Genomic DNA, 18687 nt, shown 5'->3' on the forward strand with positions numbered 1-18687 from the left:
ATCGTGAGATCATCCTTTTGAGGTGTTTATTTTCGATACAACATTGACAACTAAATTACAAAATGTAAATCAATGAAGGAAGGACCTTAATGTTGAACGGTGTTTGACCAATAACTTCGCCATCACCATGAGCAACCATTGGATTACTGGATACAATCTTTAAACTTTTACCTTTATAAGTAACTACTGCTGGGTGATCGATGTGTTTCCCTTTAAAGACAGATGGGAAAATCCTAAGTAATCCCCATTTAGAAACGCCTTTCACAATACAAATATCAAATAGATCATCATTATTTTTAGCCTCTGGACAGATCTTCATACCCCCAGCGTAAAAAGGTGTATTAGCAATTGCAATTAACCAAACTTTCTCATGTTTTACATGATTTGTGTCAATGTTGAGATTAACATTTATTGGTTTATAGTAGAGCAAGACTTTAAACATATTAAGTATATAAGGAATACTGCCAATTTTAATAACACTAAATAACCTTTTAAATTTGGAAGTACTTGTTACTTGAGCAATCTTCCCGTCAAAACCAATCCCAGCAATAGTCGCAAATATTTTATCATTAATACGGCCGACATCGATTAATTTTTTATCATTTTTTAAAATACGCTCTAATGCTTCCTTATAATGAGACGGGATTCCCATACCGCGACAGAAATCATTACCTGAACCGGCAGGGATGATGCCTAATGGTGTTTTTGAACCTTGTAAGCCATTGATTACCTCATGAACGGTTCCATCTCCGCCGACAATAATAATGGCTTTTACCTTTGAATTAATTATTTGTTGAACTAATTGTGTTGCATGATTAGGACTTTGTGTAAAGCTTACCTCATAATCAACTTCTCTTTCCCAAAGGATCGATTCAACATGGTACCATACTTTAAGCGCTCGACCGCTTCCAGATTTTTGATTGACGATAAAATGATACATTGGTCATCACCTATCTAGTTAATTAATACATCAATTATTACCACAAGATTATATGTCTATTCAATTTAGTGGCTAGTCGGATGGGAAAATTGGGTGTGTCTTATAAATCATTAATCCCCTTTTGCTGGTTTTCTCCAAAAACGACTTCAGTGCGATCGTTTGCATTTGAAGGATTACTCTTTAATTCCATAACACTTTCCATGACTAAGGACGCAAACCCAGAATAATCGAGGTCTTGATAATGAATAGGGTCAATTGCTTCACCGATATTCACCTTAACAATAGGGCGATAACGGCGTTGGTCATAGGTAATGTAAATCGGTAAAACCGGTGTTGCAGTTTTAAAAGAAAAAAATGCGACACCTTTTTTAGGTTGAACAACTTGATCGGACTTACATCGTGTTCCCTCTGGAAAAACGCCAAGTAATCCACCTTCATTTAATACTCTCAATCCTTTTCTAACAGGTCTTATGACATTTCCGCCGTGACGGTCAACAGGGATCGCATTTATATTTGTTAACAACCATCTTAACAATCTATTTTTAAACAGTTCTTTTTTAGCTAAAAAGTGAATTTCTCCATCAATAACACACGAGAGAACTATTGGATCATAACCACTAACATGATTAGATGCGATAACGACTGGTTGGTCTAATGATAGGTTCTCTTTACCTTTAATAATGACTTTAAATTGCGAAGATATAACTAACTTGGCGAGTACTTTAAAAGATTCATATAACATTTTTAACACCTCATAACTGTTTTATCTCATCAAAAATTGAGGTTGATCGTCTTTCTTATTATGAGTAAAAGTTGGAAAAAATATAAGAACATTTACATAAAACATGGGTGAAGTTGTTAATACTATGGTCAGGTATTCCACCAATTTAAATTAAGAAAGGGTTTATTCGTATGATTAAACTAATTAAAAATATCTATAATGAGTTTGAAAGAATGATCGTTGCTTTAGTGGAATTTGATTATGAAGAAGCCTTAAAGGAACAACAAAAAGAGGACGAGTCCAATGATTTAACATAAGAAAATTGGAAAATTAACCTAATTTTGATTAGTAATAGGTCAATTCGGAAATAATAACCTTAAAGTCTATAAAAATAAGGTGATTCGTTGTGGGAGCATTACAATTTGATTATAAATTACCGCGTTATGTCATGAGTAAAGTAGGAGGACGGTTTAAGTCGTCACTATATTGGAACTCTAAACTATCTTGTTTACGATTTGTAGATGAAGCGGATACAACACTACCAAATGAACAGTGGGTAAAAGTGAAAGTAAAATATAGTGGGATATGTGGTAGTGATCTCAATTTAATATTTTTAAATGATAGTCCGGCTACATCACCCTTTGCCTCATTTCCTTTTACAATCGGTCATGAAATAGTCGGTGAAATTGAAGAAGTAGGTCCTCAGGTAAATGGCGTTCAAGTTGGAGATCGAATTGTCATTGATCCGGTTTTATCTTGTGAACCAAGAGGGATTGAAGACAAGTGCACAGAATGTCTGAAAGGTAATTTCAGTTTATGTATACATAAGACAGAAGGTGATATTTCGCCAGGGTTATTAATTGGTACTTGTAAAGACACTGGTGGTGGTTGGTCAACTCATGTTGTTGCACACCAAAGCCAAATATTTAAGTTACCTGATGAAGTGAACGATTTAAATGGTGTCATGGTTGAGCCATTTAGTTGCGCTCTGCATAGCGTTATGAGAAATCCACCAAAAGAAGACGATACAGTCCTTGTCATCGGTGGAGGTGTTATAGGGTTATCAGTCATTGCTGCTATTCGAGCACTCGATATTCCATGTAACGTGATAGCGTTAGTCAAGCATAATCTTCAGAAGGAAATGGCTTATCATTATGGTGCCAATGAAGTGATTGATTTAGATCGGTCAACTTATGTAGAGGGACTATCTAAAGTTTTAAATGCTAAAGTCCTGAATCCGATATTTGGTGCAGAAGTGGTTGAAGGTGGAGCGGATATCGTGTTTGAGTGTGTGGGTCGTAAGCAAAGTGTTCATGATTCATTAAGGTTTACAAGAAGTGGTGGACAAGTTGTGTTGTTAGGTTTGGCTGGCATCATGGAACGGATTGATTGGACGACTGTATGGTTAAATGAATTAAAAGTAAAGGGGTGTTTTGCTTATAGTCTTGAACACTATCAAGGTGAGAGTCGAAGGACATTTGAAATTGCTATTGACCTTATGCAACAAGGAAAAGTAGATCTTTCACCGTTAGTCACCCATCAGTTTCCTTTGGAGGAATACCGTTATGCTTTAGAGACCGCTACGAAAAAAGGGAATCGTTCTGCTGTAAAAGTTGTGTTTGAACCAAATTGAAACATTTAAAGGAGGATTATTATGGGTAATTTTATTGTAACTGGAGCTAAGCAAAGTCAATTTCTATCATGGTTTACAGAAGGGTTAAAGGAGAAATTTATCGAGCAAGGCTATCATTATTCTCATGAACCAGTTGAAGATTTAAATGTTGTCTTCAATGTATTGGACCCCGAGAAACCCAGACCCTTTCGTAGGCATGCACAAGCAACTTTTGTTATTTCAGTGATTGAACAAAATCACAAGTCACAGAATACGTTTCAAAAGGCGTATCCGTATTTGATCAGATCATTAGCGAACCACTTACTCTATATTGTTCATCATGAAAACCAAACAGAAGTTTATTTTGTCACGCCTGAACAAGGTTTTTATAATGTAACCTATAATCAAGATGAGGCGGATTTCTTTAATAAAGTTTTTACGAGATTAGAGCCAGTCGCTTCATCACAGCTAGTTATTAATAATGAATTTAGCGAGGATTTAAAAGAGGATCTTTGGCATGGGAATGAACAGACTGAGAAATTATCACAATCAGGTAAAAGGTTAGATCAGATGAATTTACTACCTGCCCCTTTTCCAATTGAAAACTATTTGAATAATCGTGACTTAAGACAATTGAAGAAACTATACGGTATTGGCGGGCTTAGTTACGGTAACTTAAGCTGTCGTGAAGATGAAAATCGCTTTTGGATGAGTGCAAGTGGTATTAATAAAGCAGATATGAAAGTTATTGGTCAAGATATGTTATATATTAAAGGCTTTAACCAAACTAAGAATGCTATGGAAATTAGCATTCCACCAAACATAACTCCAAAACGTGCGTCAGTTGATGCGATCGAGCATTGGATGATCTATAAAGAACACCCTGAAGTCGGTGCTATTGTTCACATTCACGCTTGGGCAGATGGTGTTAAAGCAACTGAAATTAATTACCCATGTGGTACTATTCAGTTGGCCGAAAGAGTAGCGGAGCTCATTAGAAACGAAGATGACCCATCAAGAGCGATTATTGGGTTGAAAAATCATGGACTGACGATTACAGGACGTAGTTTGGATGATATTTTTAAACGAATAGAAGGGCGGATCCAACATCAAGTGCCGATGTCTAGTTAACAGGAATATGTGTAACCTCTCTTATGGGGTTACACTTTTTTATGAACAGGAATATATCCAATCAACTTAGAGAACCTTATAAAAAACAGTCTTAAATAAGGATGAACATCATGATCAGTCAAAATAAGAAAAAGCCTATTATCTTAATCAATATCGACAGTTTAGTTTCAGATCCGCTTCAAATTGCCATTCAAACAGGCAGGGCACCAGCTTTACATTTCTTAATGGAAAATGGTTACTTTACTCCAGATATGGTGAGTTCTTATCCCACTATGTCTGTTACGATCGACAGTACATTGTTAACAGGTACGTACCCTGATCAGCACGGGATTCCAGGTCTTAATTGGTTTGATTTTAAGCATCGAAAAATGATTAATTATGGAACAGGAGTAAGAGAAGTATTTCGAATGGGGTTTAGTCAAGCTGCTCACAACATGGTGTATCAATTGAATAACGTGGATTTGAATCAAAGCGTGTCTACGATTTATGAGGAATTAGATCATCAAGGCTTATCAGGTGCGAGTATAAATTCATTTGTATACCGTGGACCTAAAAAGCATGACCTGAATATTCCTTATCTTTTGCGTCGGACTGCTAATTTAAGTGATCATTTGACTACAAATGCTCCTGAATTATTTTCTTTAGGGTCCTTGTCTAGTTTTAGAAAATTTAGCTTCAACCCACAAATACTCTCAGGAAATCGGAAGTTTACCAGTAGAGAATTAAGGTATTTAATTAAACGTAATCTGTTACCAGCTTTTACTTTAGGTGTTATTCAAGAAACAGATTTAAGAGTTCATTTTAAAGGACCTTATGATTTGCGTGGAATTGCTAAGGTCGACAAAGAAATTCAAAAAGTATTAAATGTTTATAAAAGCTGGGAAGATGCAATCAATCAAAATATTTGGATCATTATTGGTGATAATGGTCACTCCCGAACAGGTTGGAGTTATAACCAAATCATCATTGATTTAAGAAAAATACTTTCAGGGTTTAAAATTAACAAAATAAACACACCTGTTGAAAATGATGATCAAATCGTCTTATCTGTCAACCAAAGAATGGCATATATATACATTCTTGATGAACGTATTCCATTAAGAGATATAGCAGGAAGCTTGGTAAAAGATCCTCGTATAGATGTGATTGCCTGGCAAGAGGATGAGAAGAATATTATTCAATCTGGGACAAAATCAGGTGAGTTGATTTATCAACCTGGTGGAGATTTAACCGATTTATACGGGCAATCCTGGACAATAAGAGGAGACTTATCGTTACTGAATATTAAAAAGAATGAACATAATCAATTAGAGTACGATGATTTCCCAGATGCACTGGCTAGGATCCACGGAGCATTACATTCTCATGAAGGACGATATATCGTGGTAAATGCTAAACCAGGATCAGAGTTTAAGGCACAATCGACACCATTTCATATTGCGGGTGCTTGTCATGGTTCATTACACAAACAAGAATCACTTATTCCTTTTCTGATTACAGGTGTAGATGAAGAGGTCAAGTTACCTAGGTTAGTGGAACTTAAGGATTTAATTCTACGTCTTGCAAAATAAAATTGAAGGAAAATAGTTTTTTAACAGGTTATCTAAAGTATTACACGTGAATTTTTCATTGAACTCACGTGTTTTTTATTGATGATGTTCTATATGGGGAGAGCTAATACTAATCTCTTTAAAGCTCCATGTAAAAAGGTGTATGAGCAATAGCTTATGAAGGCGATCATTAAGATCTAGTAATAACTCATGAAAAAATAACATTATGTTCGCTTCTTATTTTTATTAATGGTTGATATAATAAATGTCAAAATGGAGGTGTTAATTATGGACAAGCAAGTTGAGCAACAAATTCTCTCTTCGCTTATGCAAATACAAGGAACGTTGGATGAGCATAGTAACATTCTCAACGAACATAGCAAAATTCTCAATGAACATAGTGAAATTCTTAAAGAGCATAGTAAACTTCTCAAGGAGCATAGTAACATTCTTGAAAGCCATGACGCCAAGCTACAAAGCCATAGCGATATGTTAAAAGAGCATGGCAGAATGCTGTCATCATTAAGAACAGGTCAAGAAGAGTTAAAGGCAGAAATTGATGGCATGAAACTTGAAAATGCAAAAGAGTTTGGAGAAATCAAATCAAGAATTTCGATTGTTGAAGCGCAAAACGATGCTTTAAAAGACGAAACTTGGCAAAATAAAATAGAAATTTATCGCTTTAAAAAACTATTCGGTTTTTAACATCCCAAGCATAGAAGAAAAGGTGTAAAGCCTTCCTTCCAATCTTTCTGCTCATTCATTAATCACCCCAAGAGCTACTCGCAATCACCCTATTCTATTCCTTTGGAGTTTACTTTCCGTTTTCACTCAAACCCAAATTGCTGGTAGTTATAATTAGCTCATTTCATCCATAGAAGAAAAGTAGCGATCAACTCCTATATGCATGCCTGAGAACACACACCGGCACTCTTGCTTACTGCATTGATTAAACTCGTATAAATATTTCTAATACCCCCATACAATTACTGAAAATGGCTTGTCTAAGGCATATTTCAGTTCGACTACTCCATAAGAAGCGCCACAAAAAAATGGATTAATGTTACATAAAACCTAAAATTGATATCAATAGACATAATCTCAAGCATTTACTAGTAAAAAATTATCAAGAGAGGACATCTTTCTTATGCACAAACCAGAATGATTAGTATTAACAGCAGATTTTGCGGGAGTGATCCTATAATGTTGTAATATACTTAATGATAATTGTCGGAAGGGACCTATTATGTTTACACTTAAAAATGCGTCCGGAATAAAATCCAAACGCGTTTTTAAGTGTGAAATAGTTAGCGATTTACCCCCGTACTTCTAAACAGAGTCTATAAGCTGTTTTTCCTCTCTTTTTTAAATCCCATATAATTTAATTGTGCACTTACTACATAAATTGTTACGAATTTCACCGCTCTAATACTGCTCCCATTTAACCTCTCTTGCCGTATTGAACCTTCTTTCAACTTCATCCCAATTGACAATGTTCCACCATTCATCGACATATGAGTCGCGGTCATTTTCATATTGTAAGTAATAGGCATGCTCCCATACATCAAGGACTAATAGTGGAATAACGTCCCATTGAGTTAAGTCTTGATGTCTTTCCGCTTGTAAAATTTCCAACCTATGAGCACGTGGTGACCAGACTAATATCGCCCAACCGACACCTTCAACCTCTTTAGCTGCTTCAGAGAAATGTTCCTTAAATTGACCATAACTACCAAATGATTCATTGATGGCATTTAGTAATTGACCGTTTGGCTCACCACCACCATCAGGACTCATTACATTCCAGAAGATGGTATGCAAATAATGGCCAGCACCGTTAAAAGCAGCTTCTCGCTCCCAATGTTTAATAAGGTCAAAGTCTCCTGTTTGCCTTGCCTTTTGCATTTCTCTTTCTGCCTCATTTAATCCATCCACATAACTTTGATGATGTTCATTGTGATGAAGTCTCATAATTCGTTCATCGATATAAGGTTCGAGTGCATTATAAGCATAAGGGAGTGGAGGGAGCTCATGCCCACCGATTGGTACGAAACGATTATCTTGATTGTTATTTGTGTGATCATCATGCTTTTGATCAGGTTTGATTAAATGATGCCACCTGTTGAATAAGTAAGACGCTTCACGTTGTAATTCGTGTGCAATATCAAAAGACAACATTTCTTGACGTTCATGATACCTCCTAGCGGTTTCAATAAATTGATTAAGCTCTTGATCATAGCTCATAAGCTCTTCGTTTAAATTGTTATCCTGTTCTGATTTAAACCGTTCCCATTTATCATATAACTCAGAACCCCACACTTCTAATTCAGCTATAAATTGACTTAATGACTCATTATTCAAATACATTACCTCCTTTTTCTTACCGTGATATGTATATGAGTGGAGGTGATGTTTCGATAGTTGTATACCTAAATTACACTTAATTAGACAGATTCGATAAGGTCATATACACTTGGTTCAATGCCGAGGAGATATATGACACGACGTCAGAGAAGAACGTTTACCCAAGAATTTAAAGCCCAAGTAGTCCAGCGTTATATTTGTGTTTTGGTCGACTTATATAACCGTGAAATCATTGGCCATAGTGCTGACCACATAAGGATGCAGCGTTAGTTCATCGTGCGTGAAAACTGTCTTGAAATAGCTCAAAAGAAGGCGAAGTGGAAGTGTGTTTTTCTTGATGCTTCGTTTAACCTCGGTAACAATCTTCAAGTATTGAATGTTTTCTCGAAAGAAAGTTGAGTTTCATTTGAAAGACTGATGTGAGGAATGTGAGGTCTTTTAATCAAACAAACTTGATCATTAATAAACAGTCACTATTCAGTTGATTTCTTTAATATATTATATGATAGCGGGATAAATAGATTGGTAGTTCAGTTTGGTTCATAATTGAACTACTTTTTATTTTATAGAAAAGTCCGTAAAGTAATTTTATGGTAAAATGTGAAGTGTAGGTTTTAAAGAGACTGTAGAGTCCGGGGAGGGATAAGGTGAAGATTAGAAAAGCAGATAATACTGATTGTAACCGCCTGAGCACAATTGCATATAACTCAAAGTCTTACTGGGGATACTCACAAGACTTTTTAGATAAATGTAAAGAAGACTTAACGGTCACTGTAGAATATATTAAAAACAACCCTACTTATGTAATGATCGAGGGAAAAGAAATCGTCGCTTTCTATAGTTTTTCACTAAGTAATGAACAGCTAGATGCATTATTTATTGATCCTGTTTACATAGGTAAGGGCTTTGGTCAATTATTATGGATAGATTTAATGAAGCGGGTAAAAGAATTAGGTGTTAAGCAATTCACAATTGATAGTGATCCTGGCGCAGAAGGTTTTTATTTAAAGATGGGTGCAGAGAAGGTGGGTTATACACCATCAACTGTATTCCCGCAACGTAGCCTGCCTTTATTGAAAGTTAAAGTAACCTAATAAGGAGGAACGCTATGACAAGCGAGCAGAATTACCACCGAGCCTTCGGTGTCTATGGGCTTTGTATTGAAAACGAGAAATTATTAGTTATACATAAAAGCGGTGGTCCTTATATTAATAGATTTGACTTGCCAGGTGGAAGCTTGGAAGAGGGAGAGTCATTAACAGATGCGCTGAGAAGAGAAGTGCATGAAGAAACGGGTTTGCAAGTGGAAATAGATGAAAATATTGGTGTGGTCGACTTTAAGCTACCTTGGTTGTGGAAAGGTCACACGGATGTGCATCATATCGCTGTTTTCTATACAGTTAGACAAGTTGCTGGAGCGTTAATCGAGCAAAATCAATTTGAAGGTCAAGACTCTCTTGGCGCTTTATGGGTGTCAGAGGAGGAAGTGTCCTTGGATAACGCTTCACCGCTAGTTTTAAAAGCTTTTGATTGGATGAAAACTAAGAAACTAACGATTGAGGCCGAGTGTTTTGATGAATGGAAGGTATTAAATTAGTTAAGATTTAAAAGGTGGGACTATATTGTTTGTGGGATTTATTAGTGTATTAATTCCGGTCCCAACGATTGTCTTGTTAATCGTTGGGCTAATCTTTTCTAGAAAGCTTTCTTTTACTGGTGGTTTTTATTTTTTCTTATTGCTCTTAATTAGTGAGCTATACCAAATTATTTTGGGGACAGGTGGTATTAGAATAATGGATTACTTCCTAGAACATGGTCCGCCAATGGGGATGACTATGGGAGAGTTTGTAGTGTGGACTACATATATTCCTAGGGTATTAGAATTAATAGCATTTACTTTTTTAGTCGTTGGATTGTTTAAACTATGGAAGTCAAGTACAAGTAAAACAAAGGAGACGTCTCATTGAAAATAATTGAAAAAACTTTTGATATTGTGTCAAAAACTGATCGGTTAATCATTAAGCCTTTAGAGAAATCTGATTACGAAAGTTGGCTCGATGGTTTTGAAAGTCGGAAGCCTTCGCAGCACCGTCATGATGAAGGCAAGCGAGACATGAGTAATTGTACAAAAGAGTGGTTTCGTGATTTAGTAGACAAGCATCAGGAGTTAGCCATTTCAGATACGGCGTTTGTTTTTGGTCTTTTTAGAAAAACGGACGGCGTTCATATTGGAATGATAGATTTCTCAACGCTTGTACGAGATAACTTCCAGTGGGGAAGGATTGGGTATTCAATTCATAACCATCAATGGCGCAATGGATACGGTCAAGAAGCGGTTAAAGAAGCTCTCGAAATAGGTCATAAACAATTAAACTACCACCGTATTGAAGCGCATATTAATGTGGATAATGATGCGTCTTTTCAATTGGCAGAGCGTGTCGGAATGGAGTATGAGTGTACGAGAAAAGAATTTATCTATGAATTTGGTAATTGGACGGATAACTTAGTTTACTTTAAGAATTCGGTTTAAAAAGGTGATAGAGCATGAAGAATAATAGTATTTTAATAGTTATGGCATTAATTTTAACAAGCTTAGTTCTTACGGCGTGTTATTCAGATTATGAGGAACTTTCCTTTAAAAACGAAACAGATCATTGGGAAGTAGAGTATTTCGTTTCGATAAGAGGAGGAGATAGTGAAAACGTCAGTCTAATAATGGAGTATATTGGTGAAGGTGAACCACCAGAAAGCATTAGTTATTCCGTTGATGCTGTGACTAGTTCTACTAGAGGGGGAGACATATTTATTTCTAATGGTGTACTCAATAACTCTATTGGGAGATGTGTTGATTGTGAAGTAACTCAAGAAGATGCAGAGATTGATGTTGATATTAGATGGGAAGGCAACCATGAAAGAATGATGTTGGAATTAGAGGACTAAGTGTTTTAAATGGATGTTTAGAAAAATGTGTTAAAATAGAAGTGAAAGGTTACCTTGTGGGAGGGTATGATCATGATTGAGACGATGGTTATAGTTGCTTTTATTATGTTTATAACATGGTTATTGATGTGTTATGTGTATATTAAATATAATCTTCCCGTTGAAATGTATCGAACCGTTAATCAATTTCATAAATGGTTAGAGATTAGTTTATTCGTTATGTTCATAGCTTCTGTAACCGTATTAATGCTCACTTCCCTTTACACATTCCTGGAGCCTGTCATTATAGCTTTTCTCACAATAGGGTTTGGAGTTAGAGCTTATATGGAGTACAAACATGGAATAGAAGAAAAATCACACCTTCCTGATCTGGTAGGTGCTTTCGGTAGTAGTGCCGCTTTAATTGTTGTTATTATGTTTTTGATATAAGATGTTAGGAGTAGATTTATGGAAACATTCGATTTTAAACCAATTAAGATAATTTTTGCTGTCTTAACTTTAATTCTTGTTGTGCCATTTTTGTTTAACCCATCTGTTGGGATTGTTTTAACTTTATTGCTGTTATCATTAAGCTTTTTAATAGCTACTTTAGGATTCGAACAATTTGAGAAGAAACGAATAGCATTATCTATTATTCTTGTTGTAACGTCACTGTTTACAGCAGGTGCAGCGATCTATGTGTTGTGGCTTACATCTAGTCTTGTGATAAGCTAAAATTTCAAATGGAGTGTGACTTATGGTTGGAGTAGAAATTGATTTAGTTGTGAAAGATAGCTTGAAAGCATTAGAGTTGTACGAAAAAGTATTTGACGTAAAACGAGTAGAAGTTTCAAACCTTCCTCGTGGTGAGAATGAAGCAGTCTTCAAATTGTACGAGGTTCAATTTCATTTGTTGGATGAAAATCCTGATTTTTATCTGATCGCACCAAAGCCAGACGACCCAAAAACGAGTTGGGTAAACGTAACGGTCCCAGACATTAACGAAATGTATTCAAAAGCAATGGAAATGGAGTGCACGGAAATTCAACCAGTAACTGAACTTCCAGATCACGGTGTTTCCAATGCTATATTTATGGACCCTTTTGGTTACGTATGGATGCTGCATCAAGTTCATAAAGAAGTGAGTCATGAAGAGCGTTTGCAGTTATGGGAAGAGCAGAAGAAAAAATAATGAAGGTAAAAAGGAAGGCGCGCTAATGAGTAGCGTGCCTTCTTTAAATTAATTTTTGTTAATTTACTTTTTAAAATTGATTTGAGAGCGATTCAAATAATCTAGCAAACAAAATAGAGGGGGCACATATGGAAGACATATTATATAAGATAGCTAATTTGGTAAATAAGAAAGATGAGAAATTAATCATCGGTATATCAGGTCATGGCGCCTCTGGTAAAACAACGTTTGCTAACAACCTTGTAGGCTTGCTGGAGGAAGAAGTTAATTATTTAAATACTGATCCATATATTATTACTGATGCTAGGAAGTACACGACGATTGATTATGAATATAACAATGAATGTTTTTCTTATAAGATGACAGCTTGTCACCCGGCTGCTCATAATTTGTTAGCTTTAGAGAGATATATAAACATGATTAGAAATTCACTAGATTTTTATACAATTGGCACTCATTACACGGAAAGTACTTTGGTTTCCTCACAAAAAGATATAAGTATTGTAGAGGGGATGAGTGTTGCATTTCTTAATCCAAATTTATTTGATCTAACCATTTATTTATACACGGATGGAGAAACTGAATTAATAAGAAGAGGGATCCGTGATGTTTCGGAAAGAGGAGCAGATTTAAATTACATAAAACATTCTCATGAACAACGTAGAATTCAATATCATTTATTTATGCATGATGATCGTCAGCAATTTGATATTGTAATAAAGAACTCCGATGAAGAATCTATCTTGGAAAAATTCAGGGTATAGAAAAATGCACGCTAGTTATTAGCGTGCATTTTTTATGTTAATTTATTTGGAATTTTATGTTAACATTAATTTTAGAAATATTCAATTAACAATCAAGTAAATGAAGAGTTGAATAGGCAAACTGATCCGTTTTTTTAAAACTATAGGAGAGTGTTCACTTGAATTTAAAGTTATGAACACCTAGTGCAGGTGTTGCTTGGTGTTCATAATACTTCTGATCCAGATGTGTAAGAAGGTTGAGAAAATAATGGAGGCTTTAAATGAGCGAATTACAACTTATATATTTAGATAACGTGTCACTTCATTTAAAAGAGAAACATAACTTCGAATGGCTTACGAATATGGGGGAAGTCTTCACCGTTTTTGATGAACAAGACTCAGGAAATATATGTTTCGGTGTTGAAAAGAATGGTACAAAACAGTTTGTAAAGTATGCTGGTGCAAAGACAAAAGAATATAGAGGGCAACCAGAGGATGCAGTCGTGAGATTAAAGGATTCAATTCCCATTTATGAGGATTTGCGACATAAACATTTAATAAAATTGCTTGACCATTTTGAAGTTGAAGAAGGGTATGCGTTAGTGTTTGAATGGTTTGATGGCGAATGTCTTCACTCTCATTGGGCTTTTCCACCACCTCATAAATACACTCATCCTGATTCTCCTTTTTATCGCTATAAGATCTTACCGATTGAACAACGCTTAGATTCATTTAAAACTATTTTAGAATTCCACCTATATGTTGAAAGAAATAACTATGTAGCAGTTGATTTTTATGACGGAAGTATTTTATATGACTTTAAAAATAATGTAACAAAAATTTGTGATATAGATTTATATAAGAAAAAGCCATTTACTAACACAATGGGGAGGCTTTGGGGTTCTTCAAGGTTTATGTCACCAGAAGAATTCGAATTAGACTCTAGTATTGATGAAAGAACAAATGTATTTAATATGGGTGCCATTGCATTCGGCTTGTTCGGTGGAGAACTTGATCGATCAAGATCAAAGTGGGAAGCAGGAGAAGAACTTTATCAAATAGCCATGAAGGCAGTCAAATTAGATAGATTAGATAGATATTCGACAGTAGAAGAATTTTTCTCAGCTTGGGACACAGCTTCAAAGCAAGAGCTTGTGAAATAGGGAGGGATAAGATTGAGTGTGTTGACAAGGGTCAAAGCGAGGTATAAACAAAGTAATAAGTTTTATTAGCCTTGAAAATTCTCTTTAGCGCTTTAACCATTTATTTTGTTATTCAGGTTATATTTATATCCACTTCAGGATTAGTAAGCTCTGATTCTTCAACTGATTTCCCGGGTTTATTACTTTTTGGTATGCTCTTTTTTTGGGGGTTATCAAATACTGTTGAACTTGTTGAAATGTTAGTTACCAAGAAAAAAGAACACTTTACATTTTTGCTCATAGCTACAATATTCGGCCTGGGCGTATCAGTATATGTATTGTTGTTATCGTTATAAAAAGCATGGAAGGAAAACAATGTACATGATAACTATTAGACCTATAACGACAGATGATTATGAATATGTTTTAAATTGGAGTAAGGATGAGAAGTTTTGATTTGCAAATGGCTGGGAGATCAACAGGGACGAGCAAGACTTATATCGATGGTGGGTGCATTGTGTTCATAATGACTCAAAAGACTTTCTCCGATTAGGGATTGAATTGGAACAAAGTTTAATTGGCTATGCGGACCTTGCTTTTATTGATGGTAATACGGCTGAATTAGGCATAGCCATTGGTGATAGATCTATATGGGGGAAAGGCAATGGATTTAATGCTTGTGTAAAAATGATAGATTATGCCTCAAGTTATTTAGGAATTACAACTTTTACTGCTGAAACAACTGAATCTAATATTCGTGCAAAGAAAATGCTTGCTAAATTAGGATTTAAAGAGGTCAGTAGGATAGGTAAGGAAGAATACTTAGGAACAGATAGCCAGCTAATCCAATATAGGCTTTAATAGTTCCATGAATTAGTATGAATGGGAGATTGATATTTTCAATCTAAATTCTTCTGTTTCAATGGAGAAAAAATTAGAGAAGCAACTGAATAAATCCATTGTTTGAAGAAAGGAGGAGGTGTGAAAAATGGACATTTCTATTACAAAAGCAGAACCAGAACACACAGAAGAAATTAGTAGTATTTGTTCAATTGGATGGAGACAAACGGTTCAAGGTATTTATAGCGAGGAATATCAAATAAAAAATGTAGAATATTGGTATAACCTTAAAAAGGTGAAGGAGGACATTGTGAAAGGTGTCTATACGCACGTAGCTATGGTAGATCAGACAGTTGTAGGGACGATTGGAGGAGTTATGACTGAGCCAAGTGCTAGTGAAATTTATGTGTTTTATATAGACGAAAATTATAGATTTAAAGGAATTGGAAAAAAGCTTTTAGATGCTTTTACAAAGGATCATATAAGAAAAGGTGCAACAGACCAGTATGTTTCTGTACAAGATGGTAATAGCTTGGGGATTCCTTTTTATAAATTACGAGGTTTTCAGCAAAAAGCTGAAAATGAACGTTATTGGCGAAAGCTTGATAGGGAGGGATAAGGTTGAGTGTGTTGGCCAAGGTCAAAGAAAAATATAAACAAAGTAATAAGTTTTTATTAGCCCTAAAGGTTCTCTTTAGTGCTTTAACCATATATTTTGCCATTCACGTAATATTTATATCTACTTCAGGTTTAGTGAGCTCTGATCCTTCAACTGAATTTCCTGGTTTACTTCTTTTTGGTATGCTGCTTTCTCTAGGGTTAGCTAATGTTGTTGAACTAGTTGAAATGTTAGTTGCAAAGAAGAGAGAACAATTTACAATTTTACTCATGGCTACAATATTCGTTCTGGGCGTATCATTTTATATCTTGTCGTTATCGATATAAACGACGTGGCATTGGGAAAAGGGAGTTGGAATTATATGTTCATAGTAAATGTAGAAGGTGCCATTTACAGTGATGGAAAATGGCTATTAATACGAAGAAGTGAAAAAGAAGAACACGCTGGTGGGTTACTTTCACTTGTTGGTGGAAAGTGTGAGGTCGAGGGGAACTCCAGAGATATTTTAGAAAGAACCTTACATAGAGAAATACTAGAAGAAGTAGGTATTGAAGTAGAGGTTTCTAAGTATGTGAATAGCTCTTCATTCGTCACTGATAAGGGTTTAAATGTGATCGACATTGTATTCCTTTGCCAACACAAATCTGGAGAGGCTTATGCTAAGAGTAGTGATGAAGTTGATGAGGTGATCTGGATGACAACTTCTGAGATCTTATCCCATTCTGATGTACCAGACTACCTAAAAGAGAACGTAGAACTTGCGGATATAATATTTGAGCAATAGATTAAGAGATTTTAGTGTGAGTTAGGAGATTTATTATGGATACAGTTAATTTATTATTTAACATCTTCTTAGTGGCTATTGTCGTCATAAGCTTTCCACTTGGCCTTATAGTCATGAAGAAAAGGGAGGATTATAAGAGTGGCTTAAGCACGGTTTTTCTTGTAAGCTTTGTATTACTTTTATTTGTTTTTTCTTGGTACCAATCTGCTGCGGCTGAACAATTTGCGGGTACTATGGGTGTCTTATTTAGTCTAGTACTAGTGTTTATGTTGTATATTGTATATATTATTTTGGCTTGGTTAATTTTGAAGTTGGTACATAGAAGAAGTTTAGTAAGCTAAAAGAGTAATAGATGTTGATCTACTAAATTTGAATCACATTTACCGTAAAAATACATAGAAACTTATGTTTGTTACTTCTGTTGCACAATTGATTTATACATATGTGAAATGGAAGGATGAATCCAAATGTGGGGAATCGGAATGAAAGTTATTTATTAACAAGGTAGGTTGTTAAAGAGAGCTATAATTAATGTCACAACTTTAATTAGGGGGAACACAATGGATACAACACAACAAAATAGTCATGCATGGGATCAAAAAGTTGAAGAAGGATCTAGGTACACTCAAGCTGTAAGTAGTGAAGTTATTGAAAAAAGCAAATCTGGTGAATGGGAAATCACTGTCACAACTGAAAAGTCAGTTCCTAGAGATTGGTTTCCTAATTCCTTAAATGGATTGAAGATCCTTTGCTTAGCATCAGGTGGAGGTCAACAAGCACCAGTTCTAGCAGCGGCAGCAGCAGATGTAACAGTGACTGATATATCTAAAAAGCAATTGGAACAAGATGAGAAGGTAGCTAAACGAGATGACTTAACTTTAAAAACGATTCAAGGTGATATGTCAGACCTTAGTGACTTTGATGATGAGTATTTTGATATTGTCGTCAATCCTGTTTCTAATTTATTTGTAAAAGATGTTCAGCCTGTATGGGATGAGGTTTCAAGAGTGTTGAAAAATCAAGGCGTTTTAATTGCTGGATTTACTAACCCTTTATTATGGATATTTGATGATGATCAAGAGAGAAAAGGTATTCTTGATGTTAAACACTCAATTCCTTCATCAACATTGGATTATTTACCAGAGGATAAAGTACAAGATTATATCAATTCAGGTCAAACAGTAGAATACGCTCACACCCTCGAAGACCAAATTCAAGGTCAAATTGATGCAGGATTTGTTATTACAGGTTTTTATGAGGATGATTTTGGCGGAACGAGAATTTTAGACAAGCACATAAAAACTTTTATGGCTACAAGGGCTTTAAAACTAAATGTAGTTTAAGTTGAACTGGTCGATCAACAATTGGTGGAGAGAGGAGCAAGAAAATGAACATCGAACAAAAACTTTATCAAACAGCAATAGACTTGATAGAAAAAAGATATCCTTCTGGTTGGGGGGGAGCCGCAGCCATGTATACCGAAGATAACCATATCTTAACAAGTGTATCACCTGACGTGATCAACGCTTCAACTGAATTATGTATTGAAACTGGAGCAATTCTTGAAGCGCATAAACAAAATACTAAGGTCACGCATACAATTTGTGTTGCAAGAGAAGATGAATATGCTGATTTTACAGTTTTAACCCCCTGTGGAGTATGTCAAGAAAGGCTGTTCTACTGGGGAGAAAATGTTAAAGCGGCTGTAACTAATCCAGATGGAAAGTTGGATTACAAAACATTAAAAGAAATCCAGCCATATCATTGGTATAAGGCTTATAAAGAGTAATCTTATATATTCAAAACGGGGAGATTCTTCAAGGATGATATTCGATCCATACTGAAATTAAATAGTTTAACTGATCAAAGGGGAATAAATTAATGAAAAAATTTTACGTCGCATCAAGTTTTAAAAATAAAGATACAGTACGTAGGGTTAGTAATGAGTTGAAAAACAAGGGTTTTATTCCAACATATGATTGGACACAAAATGAAAGAGCTTCCACAACTCATGATCTAAAAGTTATAGGTCAAGAAGAAAAAAATGCTGTAATGGAAGCAGTGTATTTCGCAACCCAAAATTGACCCAAATCGCAACTTAATTTTGACCCAAAGTTTGATCACTTTGTT

Annotated in this window: 26 protein-coding genes; 23 read left to right on the forward strand and 3 right to left on the reverse strand. The window is 35.3% G+C overall.

The window, feature by feature from the left end; all coding sequences use genetic code 11:
• Positions 1 to 55: 55 nt before the first annotated feature.
• Positions 56 to 940 (reverse strand): diacylglycerol/lipid kinase family protein, encoded by an 885-nt coding sequence (locus ABDZ63_RS06815; protein ID WP_343782611.1) that lies wholly within the window; start codon positions 938 to 940, stop codon positions 56 to 58.
• Between the two features lie 100 nt (positions 941 to 1040).
• Entirely contained in the window at positions 1041 to 1682 is a 642-nt protein-coding gene (locus ABDZ63_RS06820) for a lysophospholipid acyltransferase family protein (RefSeq protein ID WP_343782612.1), read from the reverse strand.
• Between the two features lie 170 nt (positions 1683 to 1852).
• Here ABDZ63_RS06820 and ABDZ63_RS06825 point away from each other — a divergent pair, with 170 nt between their 5' ends.
• The 5 genes from ABDZ63_RS06825 to ABDZ63_RS06845 all read left to right on the forward strand — a co-directional run bounded on the left by ABDZ63_RS06825 (position 1853) and on the right by ABDZ63_RS06845 (position 6659).
• Complete coding sequence (locus ABDZ63_RS06825) at positions 1853 to 1978, forward strand: hypothetical protein (RefSeq protein ID WP_343782614.1); 126 nt, start codon at positions 1853 to 1855, stop codon at positions 1976 to 1978.
• A gap of 89 nt (positions 1979 to 2067) precedes the next feature.
• Entirely contained in the window at positions 2068 to 3294 is a 1227-nt protein-coding gene (locus ABDZ63_RS06830; RefSeq protein ID WP_343782615.1) for a zinc-dependent alcohol dehydrogenase, read from the forward strand.
• A 21-nt stretch (positions 3295 to 3315) separates the two neighbouring features.
• Positions 3316 to 4404 (forward strand): class II aldolase/adducin family protein, encoded by a 1089-nt coding sequence (locus ABDZ63_RS06835; protein WP_343782616.1) that lies wholly within the window; start codon positions 3316 to 3318, stop codon positions 4402 to 4404.
• Positions 4405 to 4514: 110 nt separating this feature from the next.
• A complete protein-coding gene (locus tag ABDZ63_RS06840; RefSeq protein ID WP_343782618.1) occupies positions 4515 to 5975 on the forward strand; it encodes an alkaline phosphatase family protein in 1461 nt (486 codons plus the stop codon).
• Positions 5976 to 6242: 267 nt separating this feature from the next.
• Positions 6243 to 6659, forward strand: coding sequence for a hypothetical protein (locus tag ABDZ63_RS06845; RefSeq protein ID WP_343782620.1), 417 nt, complete (start codon positions 6243 to 6245; stop codon positions 6657 to 6659).
• A 720-nt stretch (positions 6660 to 7379) separates the two neighbouring features.
• Here the strand turns inward: ABDZ63_RS06845 and ABDZ63_RS06850 are convergent.
• A complete protein-coding gene (locus tag ABDZ63_RS06850; protein WP_343782621.1) occupies positions 7380 to 8315 on the reverse strand; it encodes a superoxide dismutase in 936 nt (311 codons plus the stop codon).
• 650 nt (positions 8316 to 8965) lie between these two features.
• On the opposite strand from ABDZ63_RS06850, the gene ABDZ63_RS06855 reads away from it, so the two are divergent.
• The 18 genes from ABDZ63_RS06855 (at position 8966) to ABDZ63_RS06940 (ending at position 18642) form a co-directional block, all read left to right on the forward strand.
• Positions 8966 to 9412 (forward strand): GNAT family N-acetyltransferase, encoded by a 447-nt coding sequence (locus ABDZ63_RS06855; RefSeq protein WP_017185636.1) that lies wholly within the window; start codon positions 8966 to 8968, stop codon positions 9410 to 9412.
• A 14-nt stretch (positions 9413 to 9426) separates the two neighbouring features.
• Positions 9427 to 9915 carry an NUDIX hydrolase gene (locus ABDZ63_RS06860; RefSeq protein ID WP_343782624.1) on the forward strand — a complete coding sequence of 163 codons (489 nt, stop codon included), beginning with the start codon at positions 9427 to 9429 and terminating at the stop codon, positions 9913 to 9915.
• 25 nt (positions 9916 to 9940) lie between these two features.
• On the forward strand, positions 9941 to 10285 hold the full coding sequence (locus tag ABDZ63_RS06865) for a hypothetical protein (protein WP_343782627.1): 345 nt from the start codon (positions 9941 to 9943) through the stop codon (positions 10283 to 10285).
• A 23-nt stretch (positions 10286 to 10308) separates the two neighbouring features.
• Positions 10309 to 10848 carry a GNAT family N-acetyltransferase gene (locus ABDZ63_RS06870; protein WP_425541955.1) on the forward strand — a complete coding sequence of 180 codons (540 nt, stop codon included), beginning with the start codon at positions 10309 to 10311 and terminating at the stop codon, positions 10846 to 10848.
• 14 nt (positions 10849 to 10862) lie between these two features.
• Complete coding sequence (locus ABDZ63_RS06875; protein ID WP_017185640.1) at positions 10863 to 11258, forward strand: hypothetical protein; 396 nt, start codon at positions 10863 to 10865, stop codon at positions 11256 to 11258.
• Between the two features lie 72 nt (positions 11259 to 11330).
• The gene (locus ABDZ63_RS06880; protein ID WP_343782631.1) at positions 11331 to 11687 is read left to right on the forward strand and encodes a DUF4181 domain-containing protein; all 357 of its coding nucleotides are present in this window, start codon (positions 11331 to 11333) and stop codon (positions 11685 to 11687) included.
• Between the two features lie 18 nt (positions 11688 to 11705).
• Positions 11706 to 11972 carry a DUF3953 domain-containing protein gene (locus ABDZ63_RS06885; RefSeq protein ID WP_017185642.1) on the forward strand — a complete coding sequence of 89 codons (267 nt, stop codon included), beginning with the start codon at positions 11706 to 11708 and terminating at the stop codon, positions 11970 to 11972.
• Positions 11973 to 11994: 22 nt separating this feature from the next.
• The gene (locus ABDZ63_RS06890) at positions 11995 to 12429 is read left to right on the forward strand and encodes a VOC family protein (RefSeq protein ID WP_343782632.1); all 435 of its coding nucleotides are present in this window, start codon (positions 11995 to 11997) and stop codon (positions 12427 to 12429) included.
• Between the two features lie 128 nt (positions 12430 to 12557).
• Positions 12558 to 13193, forward strand: a complete 636-nt coding sequence (locus ABDZ63_RS06895) for a uridine kinase family protein (RefSeq protein ID WP_343782633.1) — start codon at positions 12558 to 12560, stop codon at positions 13191 to 13193.
• A gap of 260 nt (positions 13194 to 13453) precedes the next feature.
• The gene (locus ABDZ63_RS06900; protein WP_343782634.1) at positions 13454 to 14335 is read left to right on the forward strand and encodes a protein kinase domain-containing protein; all 882 of its coding nucleotides are present in this window, start codon (positions 13454 to 13456) and stop codon (positions 14333 to 14335) included.
• 453 nt (positions 14336 to 14788) lie between these two features.
• A complete protein-coding gene (locus ABDZ63_RS06905; RefSeq protein WP_343782662.1) occupies positions 14789 to 15175 on the forward strand; it encodes a GNAT family N-acetyltransferase in 387 nt (128 codons plus the stop codon).
• 127 nt (positions 15176 to 15302) lie between these two features.
• Positions 15303 to 15773: a GNAT family N-acetyltransferase gene (locus ABDZ63_RS06910; RefSeq protein ID WP_343782635.1), complete on the forward strand. Its 471-nt coding sequence runs from the start codon at positions 15303 to 15305 to the stop codon at positions 15771 to 15773.
• A 2-nt stretch (positions 15774 to 15775) separates the two neighbouring features.
• On the forward strand, positions 15776 to 16099 hold the full coding sequence (locus ABDZ63_RS06915) for a hypothetical protein (protein WP_343782636.1): 324 nt from the start codon (positions 15776 to 15778) through the stop codon (positions 16097 to 16099).
• 35 nt (positions 16100 to 16134) lie between these two features.
• Complete coding sequence (locus tag ABDZ63_RS06920) at positions 16135 to 16557, forward strand: NUDIX hydrolase (protein WP_343782637.1); 423 nt, start codon at positions 16135 to 16137, stop codon at positions 16555 to 16557.
• A 35-nt stretch (positions 16558 to 16592) separates the two neighbouring features.
• Positions 16593 to 16898 carry a hypothetical protein gene (locus ABDZ63_RS06925; protein WP_343782638.1) on the forward strand — a complete coding sequence of 102 codons (306 nt, stop codon included), beginning with the start codon at positions 16593 to 16595 and terminating at the stop codon, positions 16896 to 16898.
• A 219-nt stretch (positions 16899 to 17117) separates the two neighbouring features.
• The gene (locus tag ABDZ63_RS06930; protein WP_343782639.1) at positions 17118 to 17900 is read left to right on the forward strand and encodes a class I SAM-dependent methyltransferase; all 783 of its coding nucleotides are present in this window, start codon (positions 17118 to 17120) and stop codon (positions 17898 to 17900) included.
• A gap of 44 nt (positions 17901 to 17944) precedes the next feature.
• Entirely contained in the window at positions 17945 to 18346 is a 402-nt protein-coding gene (locus tag ABDZ63_RS06935; RefSeq protein ID WP_343782640.1) for a cytidine deaminase, read from the forward strand.
• A 92-nt stretch (positions 18347 to 18438) separates the two neighbouring features.
• A complete protein-coding gene (locus ABDZ63_RS06940; protein WP_343782641.1) occupies positions 18439 to 18642 on the forward strand; it encodes a hypothetical protein in 204 nt (67 codons plus the stop codon).
• Positions 18643 to 18687 lie beyond the last annotated feature (45 nt).

The organism is Alkalibacillus silvisoli (genome assembly GCF_039521975.1).
In the GTDB taxonomy this organism is placed as follows: Bacteria; Bacillota; Bacilli; order Bacillales; family Alkalibacillaceae; genus Alkalibacillus; species Alkalibacillus silvisoli.